Genomic DNA, 244 nt, shown 5'->3' with positions numbered 1-244 from the left:
AATTCGGATTTTGGAATAGAAGGTGAGTTTTACTTTAATCCGATGGATTTTGAAAATGACGGTCAATCAATGGATTCATCAATTATCGATTACAATGAACCTCCAAGTTTCCAACCTACTCTCTGGTTGCATTGGTTTCCATCCACAGATCGAAATGAAATCATATGGAATGGAGGGGATTTTACTGAAGGTGCTGCGGAGTGGGTGGCTTATATCATTTTCAAAATACTTGCTCCTAAAGGTT

1 protein-coding gene is annotated in these 244 nt (G+C 38.1%); it reads left to right on the top strand.

Annotated features, from left to right (window positions below; all coding sequences use genetic code 11):
• Positions 1–42: 42 nt before the first annotated feature.
• The coding region (locus KIH86_RS25475; RefSeq protein ID WP_223110741.1) for a hypothetical protein at positions 43–244 on the top strand (202 nt) is incomplete at its 3' end.

The organism is Paenibacillus sinensis (genome assembly GCF_019904155.1).
Lineage (GTDB): Bacteria > Bacillota > Bacilli > Paenibacillales > Paenibacillaceae > Paenibacillus_AQ > Paenibacillus_AQ sinensis.
Note: the sequence above shows the minus strand (reverse complement) of the source record. Positions and strands in the feature narration are given on the sequence as shown.